The sequence below is a fragment of the Enterococcus hulanensis genome, assembly GCF_005405485.1.
Classification (GTDB): domain Bacteria; phylum Bacillota; class Bacilli; order Lactobacillales; family Enterococcaceae; genus Enterococcus_A; species Enterococcus_A hulanensis.
In genome coordinates, this window is the sequence record NZ_BJED01000021.1 from 75,887 (window position 1) to 82,996 (window position 7,110).

Genomic DNA, 7,110 nt, shown 5'->3' on the forward strand with positions numbered 1-7,110 from the left:
TTGTGAAAAAAATCAGCTAGCGAACTTTTTCATATTAGAATCCATGTCCAGATTCACGAACTAGCTTTTTCAGCAAAAGTTGAACGAGTTCGTGGAATCTTTTCTAATTATTCCTCGATCTTCGTCACATCAATGCTCAACTCATAAAGCTGCAATGGTGATACGGTACTTGGTGCATCAGACATTGGATCTGCTGCTTTCCCGTTCTTAGGAAAGGCGATGACTTCACGAATGTTGTCTTCACTAGCTAATAACATCGCAAAGCGGTCCAAGCCAAGCGCGATCCCGCCGATTGGAGGGAAACCATAGTCCAATGCTTCCAATAAGAAGCCGAATTGTTCATTGGCACTTTCTCTTGTGAAGCCTAATGTTTCAAAGACTTGTTCTTGCAATTCGCGCGTGCTGATACGCAATGAGCCGCCGCCTAATTCGTAGCCGTTCAAGACGATATCGTAAGCTTGCGCGTAAACTTTTTCTGGATGATCCTTTAAGTTTGGAATGTCTTTTTCCATCGGCATCGTAAATGGATGGTGAGCAGAGACATAACGGCCCAACTCTTGATCAAATTCAAATTGCGGCCAATCAACGACCCATAGGTAATCAAAGCGATCTTCGTCGATCAAACCAAGCTCTTTACCAACCTTCGAACGAACCGCACCTAATGCCGTTACCGCAGTTAAGAATTGATCTGCCGCGAACATTAGCACGTCGCCTGCTTCGGCGTTGGTTGCTTTCTTCAAGTCGTCGCTGACGCCGCCCATGAATTTCGCGATCGGTCCAGTTAATTCCCCGTTTTCGTCAACCTTGATCCAAGCCAAGCCCTTCGCACCAAATTGTCCTACGAATTGACCTAAGCGATCCAATTCTTTACGTGAATATTTGTCAGCCGCGCCTTTTGCGTTCAAGGCTTTCACGACGCCGCCGTTGTCAGAAGCCATCCGGAAGACTTTGAAATCTGTCGCAGAGGCGATATCCGTCACATCGATCAATTCCATATCAAAACGTGTATCCGGTTTGTCTGAACCGTAGCGTTCCATCGCTTCATCCCAAGTAATTCGTGGGAATGGCAAGGTAACTTCCACACCGCGAACGTCCTTCATGACTTGCGCGATCATTGCTTCGGTGTATTCTTGAATTTCTTCAGCCGTTAAGAAGCTGGTTTCAATATCGATTTGAGTAAATTCCGGTTGACGGTCGCCACGCAAATCTTCGTCACGGAAACAACGCACGATTTGATAGTAACGGTCAAAACCAGCAGTCATCAATAATTGCTTCAAAATTTGTGGTGATTGCGGTAATGCGTAGAAATGTCCCGCATGCACACGCGATGGTACCAAATAATCACGAGCTCCTTCTGGCGTAGATTTCGCCAAGTAAGGTGTCTCGATATCTAAGAAATCATTATTATCTAAGAAACGACGAACAGATTGCGTCAAGCGATGACGCATCATCAAGTTTTGTGTCATTTTTGGACGACGCAAATCCATATAACGATATTTCAAGCGCACTTCATCGCTGATATTTTGATCATCTTCAATTGAAAATGGCGGTGTTTTCGCACTATTTAAAATAGTGATTTCTTCACCTTTGACCTCAAAATCACCAGTCGACATTTTTTTATTTACGGCACCGGGATCGCGACGGATCACTGTCCCCGTAATTTCAACGACATATTCGCTGCGGCATTGATCCGCAACTTCCCAAGCCGTTTTTGATTCTTCTGGATTGAAAACCACTTGCACAACACCTTCACGGTCACGCAAATCGATAAAGATCAAGCCACCTAAATCACGACGTTTTTGTACCCACCCGTTTAATGTTACCTTCTGATCCAAATACTCCTCGGACACTCGTCCGCAATAGACTGTACGTCTAGCCATTTTTTCATTCCTCCATTTATTTAAGTAATCTACTATTATAAGTAAGATTTATTTCGTTTAATCAAGCTTCGGCATTGCCATTTCATCATAGATCGCAGCAAAGTCTTCATATAAATCCGCTAGTGGGAAAGCTTTTTCTTCTCGCGTCGCTGAATCTTTTACGTTGATCACGCCTTTGGCTAACTCGTCTTCCCCTAAAGTCAGCACCAGTTTTGCGCCTTCTTTATCGGCCGTTTTGAATTGCGCTTTGGCTTTTCGGCCCATAAAGTCCCGATCGGCAGAAAATCCAAAGCCGCGAATCGCTTGCACGACCTTCAAGGTTTCCATATTCGTTTCCGCACCAAGTCCTACAACATACGCTTCTAGACTTGCGGCACTTGGAATCATCACGTCTTCTTGTTCTAACGTTAATAAAATCCGTTCGATCCCCATCGCAAAGCCAATCCCCGGTGTTTCGGGTCCGCCAAGCTCTTCGACCAAGCCATCATAACGTCCGCCGCCGCAGATCGTTGTTTGCGCGCCCATGCCCGGAGCGTCGCTCATGATTTCAAAGATCGTGTGATTGTAATAATCCAAGCCGCGAACCATGCGATGATCGATCTCATAAGAAATATTCAGGTATTCCAAAGTTTTGGTCACACCTTCAAAATATTCCTTCGCATAATCACTCAAGTAATCCAAAATACTTGGCGCGTCTGCCACGATTGGTTGATCCTTGCGATCCTTACTATCTAATACACGCAATGGATTTTCGTGTAAACGACGACGTGAGTCCTCGCTTAATTCTTCTTCGTGAGCTTCAAGGTACTTAATCAACGCTTCGCGATAATTCGTCCGCGTTTCCTTGTCTCCCAACGTATTGATGACTAAACGCAATTGACTGATCCCTAATTGCTTAAAGAAATCCATCGCCATCGCCATGATTTCCACATCTAAACTTGGATTTTCACTGCCGAAAGCCTCCACACCGATTTGGTGGAATTGACGCAAGCGCCCCTTTTGCGGACGCTCATAACGGAACATCGGTCCAGTATAATAAACTTTGTAAGGCTTCTTGAATTCAGGTCCGAATAATTTATTTTCAACATACGCCCGAACGATCGGCGCCGTTCCTTCTGGACGAAGGGTCACATGACGATCGCCTTTATCATGAAAATCGTACATTTCCTTTGAAACGATATCCGTTGTATCACCCACACTGCGGGCAATCACTTCGTAATGTTCAAAAATCGGTGTGCGAATCTCTTGGTATTGATAATCATTGAAAACCAAACGAGCAGTTTCCTCAATAAACTGCCACTTTTCGCTTTCTCCCGGTAAAATATCATTGGTCCCTTTTGGTCGCTGATAACTCATGGTTGATCTCCTTTTTCATATTAATGTATTAATGTATTTATTTTGATGATGGAACGTCGCAGCTAATTCGATTTGTGGTATTAACTTTTTCAAAGACCGAAAAAGTTAGTTTTATCCTCATCACGCATACGATTCTGCTATACAGCTTGTTCATTATAGTGCTTAAACCTCTTACTACTGCCTCAAATCTTAGCCTCTGCGAAAAGCAGAACTCGCAAAAAGCCCTTGTTCTACTGAACAAGGGCGAAAATTGTCGCGGTACCACCTATTTTTTAAAAAGAGTTGTCTCTTTTTTCTCTAGCAATTAACGCTTGCGTAACGGAGCGGCTTTGCACGCGCTCATCTCCAGACTGTCTTTCAATTACTTTTCACGAAATTGCTTTCAGCCAAGGCAATTTTTTCTGTACGTTTTTTCGTAATTTACTGGTTCCTTCACAGATATTTCATTGATGTTTTTATCTCTTCCTAAGCTACTAAAAAAAGCCCCGAAAGTCAAGTGATTTCCCAGCTATAAATAGAGAAAAGAATAGTCGCTTTTTTTCACGATTTATTTTAAACTTGAAAAAGAATGAGCGTTTCTTTAATGAAGCGAAAAAAGCAAGGAGCGAAAATTATATGACTGATGTACGAATTGGAAAATCACAAGTCTATGCGAGTGCCTTAGGGTTAGGAACCAACGCTGTCGGCGGTCACAATCTTTACCCTAATTTGACCGATGATATTGGAAAAGAAGTGGTGCGCACTGCCATCAACAACGGCATCACACTGCTGGATACGGCCTTTTCTTATGGTCGCGGCCGTTCAGAGGAATTGATCGGTGAAGTTTTACAGGAACCGGAATTTGACCGCTCACGAGTGATCGTAGCGACCAAAGCGGCTCATGATATGCAGCAGGACGGCAAATTCAACAACTCGCCAGAATTTCTCCGCAACGCGGTAGAAGCTGCTTTGCAAAGACTGCAAACAGATTATATCGATATTTTCTATATCCATTTCCCAGATGAAACAACGCCGAAAAATGAAGCAGTCGCAGCGCTGCATCAGCTGAAAGAAGAAGGAAAGATTCGGGCGATCGGTGTTTCAAACTTCTCTTTGGATCAATTAAAGGAAGCCAACCAAGACGGCTATGTCGACATCGTTGAAGAACGCTTCAGCTTGATCCACCGAGAACACGAAAAAGAGCTGTTCCCTTATCTAAAGGCAAATAACATCAGCTTTGTCCCTTATTATCCACTAGACTCTGGCCTGCTGACAGGAAAGTATGACAAAGAAGCCCATTTCGAAGACAGCGATTTGCGCAGTAAAAATCCTGACTTCAAAGGCGAACGTTTTACAGAGATCATCAAAAAAGTCGATCAATTAAAACCGATCGCAAAAGATTACGATGTCACTGTCACACAATTAGTCTTGGCATGGTACATGAAGCATCCGCAAATCGACGTAGTCATCCCCGGTGCGAAACGTCCAGACCAAGTCGAAGCGAACGCCAAAGCCGTTGATATTCACTTATCTGCTGACGACTTTGACAAGATCGACCAATTATTTAAATAGTAGAATTGGGACCCTGATGCTTTCAGGGTCTTATTTAACTGTAAAGAAAGAAAAAACATTGAATCAACAGCTTTAACGGTGTCCAGCTTCACGAAGCCTTTCTAATTTACGACATTTTTTTCGGTACCGTGAATAAAAGCCGCAAAATTATCGACAGCGATCCCCATCAACCGTTCACGCGTCTCAACAGGCGCCCAAGCAATATGAGGTGTGATAAAGCAATTTTTTGCCTTTAACAATGGATTGTCTGTTGCCATCGGTTCCTTCGAGACGACATCGACACCGGCTGCGTAGATTTTCCCTGCATTCAGCGCTTCGGCCACCGCTGCTTCATCCAGTAGCCCGCCACGCGCCGTATTCAGCAAAATTACGCCATCCTTCATCTGTTGGATCGCTTCTTGATTGATCATCTGTTCCGTCTCCGCGGTTTGAGGAACATGCAGACTGATCACATCTGACTGATGATACAATTCTTCTAAGGAAACCTGCTGCGCCCATTCTGCCTGGGCTTTTTTTGCTCGATGATTCCAATAAATTACCTGCATATTGAAGGCGTGAGCGATAGTCGCTGTCGCCTGTGCGATTTCACCATATCCGATCAGACCGATCGTCTTCCCTCGCAGCTCCATGAGTGGTGTTTTCCAATAGGTGAAATCAATACTATTCTGCCAGTCTCCTTGATGCACAGACTGATTGTGCACGCCTACTTGGTTTGCGATCTCTAATAGTAAGGCAAAGGTCGATTGCGCCACGGCATCTGTTCCGTAGGCTAGAATATTCGTCACCGGTATCCCGCGCTTTCTGGCGGCGGCGATATCCACGACATTATATCCCGTCGCAACGACACCAATATATTTTAATTGAGGAACGGCGGCTAACACCTCTTCATCGATCGGTGTCTTGTTGGTTAAAATCGCTTCTGCGCTGCCGATCCGTTCAATAATTTCCTGTTTATTTGTATAAGAAGTCCGATCGTAAACCACGACTTCTCCGTATGCTTCAAACCCCTGCCAGCTCAAATCGCCTGGATTCAAGGCGTGTCCGTCTAGTACAACAATTTTCATGTGATCCCTCCGTAGTCATTTTCCCCATTCTACCTAGAATTGACGAAAATGAAAAGACGGACTCATCCTCAGCTTGAAAAATCACTGGACCTTTTAGCGACGGTTTTTAAATTGTTTAAGCAGCCGTTTTTCTTTTTTGGTGAGCTTTTTCTGTCTTTTTCCTGACGTTGGCGGAATCACCTTGATTTCTTCTTCCAAAGGCAGATCCTCGTCATCCTCTGTTACGAAGCCTTCAAACACAAAGTTTGGCGGCATTTGTTCATTGATTTGCTTCTGGAGCCCCTCATGAGACAAGCTTTCCGCCTCCTGCTCATCAAAGCCGAAGAAATTCGCCATTTCCTTTAAATCCGCAAGCTCTACTTCTTCCTCTGGTTCAAGCACTTCGTCCGCCTCGATCGCGGCCTCATCTCGCGTATCAAAGACTGGCGTTTCGATCGTTTCAACAAACTTTGCGGTAATGACCTTCTGAAACAGATTCACGCCATTGCGATCAAACTTGTTTACGATGGTTAATTTTTCCAACGTTGTCCGAATCTCTTCCGCCGATTTATTCGGATCAACACCTTTCATCGTCCAACGATGCCGCTTGCCGACACTATTTTCATATACCGCTGATAAACTGAACATTCTCTTTCCCCCCTTTCCTCTCTTTTTTGTTTATTTTGCTCATGAAGGTGCTAAAAGATTGCCTGAGAATTTTCTGAACAGCGAACGCAGCTTCTCTACCTTTTCTTCGACTAAATCCTGCAATGAAAACAATCTGATGGTTATCGCCCGCCACTCTTTATCTGAGAAATAATTTTTGAAATAGATATAGTAACGTCGTACTGCTCGGGTCGATTTGGTCTTCATCAGTAATTGCCTCACTAATTTCTCTAGCATAAAGCTGAAATCCGCTGTCCCTAATTCTTCCCTTACTTGAAGGGCGATCAAATATTTTAGGACCGACTCCTCATCATGGGTTTCTTGATAATAGTTCATCAGTCTTTTTTCTAAGGTTTTGCGCTTTAGACTGAAGATCTGCTGATAGGTAAATAATGGTTTTTCGTTCATTTCCTTTGCTCCTTTCACTTTTCGTAACCGTTTTCTCATGCAGAATATTCCTTTTTGAAATCAGCGTCAATAGCCCTTTTGCCCCAAATCCACAATTCACAAATGAACAATCCAGTAATAATCACTCCTCAATCAGAACCACCCGTGAAAACGGGTGGTTTGCTCTGCGGGTGAAACCCCTTGTTGCTATGACTACGCCTCAAGAC

Annotated in this window: 6 protein-coding genes and 1 other annotated feature; of the genes, 1 reads left to right on the top strand and 5 read right to left on the bottom strand. The window is 44.0% G+C overall.

What is annotated here, in order from left to right:
* Positions 1–107: 107 nt before the first annotated feature.
* Together aspS and hisS are read right to left on the bottom strand one after the other, a co-directional pair.
* Positions 108–1,880, bottom strand: coding sequence for an aspartate--tRNA ligase (gene aspS, locus FFR60_RS19335; protein WP_137665411.1), 1,773 nt, complete (start codon positions 1,878–1,880; stop codon positions 108–110).
* A 57-nt stretch (positions 1,881–1,937) separates the two neighbouring features.
* Positions 1,938–3,236, bottom strand: a complete 1,299-nt coding sequence (gene hisS, locus FFR60_RS19340; protein ID WP_137665412.1) for a histidine--tRNA ligase — start codon at positions 3,234–3,236, stop codon at positions 1,938–1,940.
* 236 nt (positions 3,237–3,472) lie between these two features.
* Positions 3,473–3,681, bottom strand: a binding site (T-box leader).
* A gap of 170 nt (positions 3,682–3,851) precedes the next feature.
* On the opposite strand from hisS, the gene FFR60_RS19345 reads away from it, so the two are divergent.
* Positions 3,852–4,787, top strand: a complete 936-nt coding sequence (locus tag FFR60_RS19345; RefSeq protein WP_137665413.1) for an aldo/keto reductase — start codon at positions 3,852–3,854, stop codon at positions 4,785–4,787.
* 101 nt (positions 4,788–4,888) lie between these two features.
* On the opposite strand, the gene FFR60_RS19350 is transcribed toward FFR60_RS19345, so the two are convergent.
* The 3 genes from FFR60_RS19350 to FFR60_RS19360 all read right to left on the bottom strand — a co-directional run bounded on the left by FFR60_RS19350 (position 4,889) and on the right by FFR60_RS19360 (position 6,904).
* The gene (locus FFR60_RS19350; protein WP_137665414.1) at positions 4,889–5,851 is read right to left on the bottom strand and encodes a D-2-hydroxyacid dehydrogenase; all 963 of its coding nucleotides are present in this window, start codon (positions 5,849–5,851) and stop codon (positions 4,889–4,891) included.
* A gap of 93 nt (positions 5,852–5,944) precedes the next feature.
* Complete coding sequence (locus FFR60_RS19355; protein ID WP_137665415.1) at positions 5,945–6,478, bottom strand: DUF2922 family protein; 534 nt, start codon at positions 6,476–6,478, stop codon at positions 5,945–5,947.
* A 39-nt stretch (positions 6,479–6,517) separates the two neighbouring features.
* Positions 6,518–6,904, bottom strand: coding sequence for a hypothetical protein (locus FFR60_RS19360; RefSeq protein WP_137665416.1), 387 nt, complete (start codon positions 6,902–6,904; stop codon positions 6,518–6,520).
* Between the last annotated feature and the right edge of the window lie 206 nt (positions 6,905–7,110).

Bases quoted from the DNA above. Each gene is read 5' to 3' on its own strand.
- aspS (WP_137665411.1), bottom strand. From the start codon at position 1,880: ATGGCTAGACGTACAGTCTATTGCGGACGAGTGTCCGAGGAGTATTTG.
- FFR60_RS19345 (WP_137665413.1), top strand. From the start codon at position 3,852: ATGACTGATGTACGAATTGGAAAATCACAAGTCTATGCGAGTGCCTTA.
- hisS (WP_137665412.1), bottom strand. From the start codon at position 3,236: ATGAGTTATCAGCGACCAAAAGGGACCAATGATATTTTACCGGGAGAA.
- FFR60_RS19360 (WP_137665416.1), bottom strand. From the start codon at position 6,904: ATGAACGAAAAACCATTATTTACCTATCAGCAGATCTTCAGTCTAAAG.
- FFR60_RS19355 (WP_137665415.1), bottom strand. From the start codon at position 6,478: ATGTTCAGTTTATCAGCGGTATATGAAAATAGTGTCGGCAAGCGGCAT.
- FFR60_RS19350 (WP_137665414.1), bottom strand. From the start codon at position 5,851: ATGAAAATTGTTGTACTAGACGGACACGCCTTGAATCCAGGCGATTTG.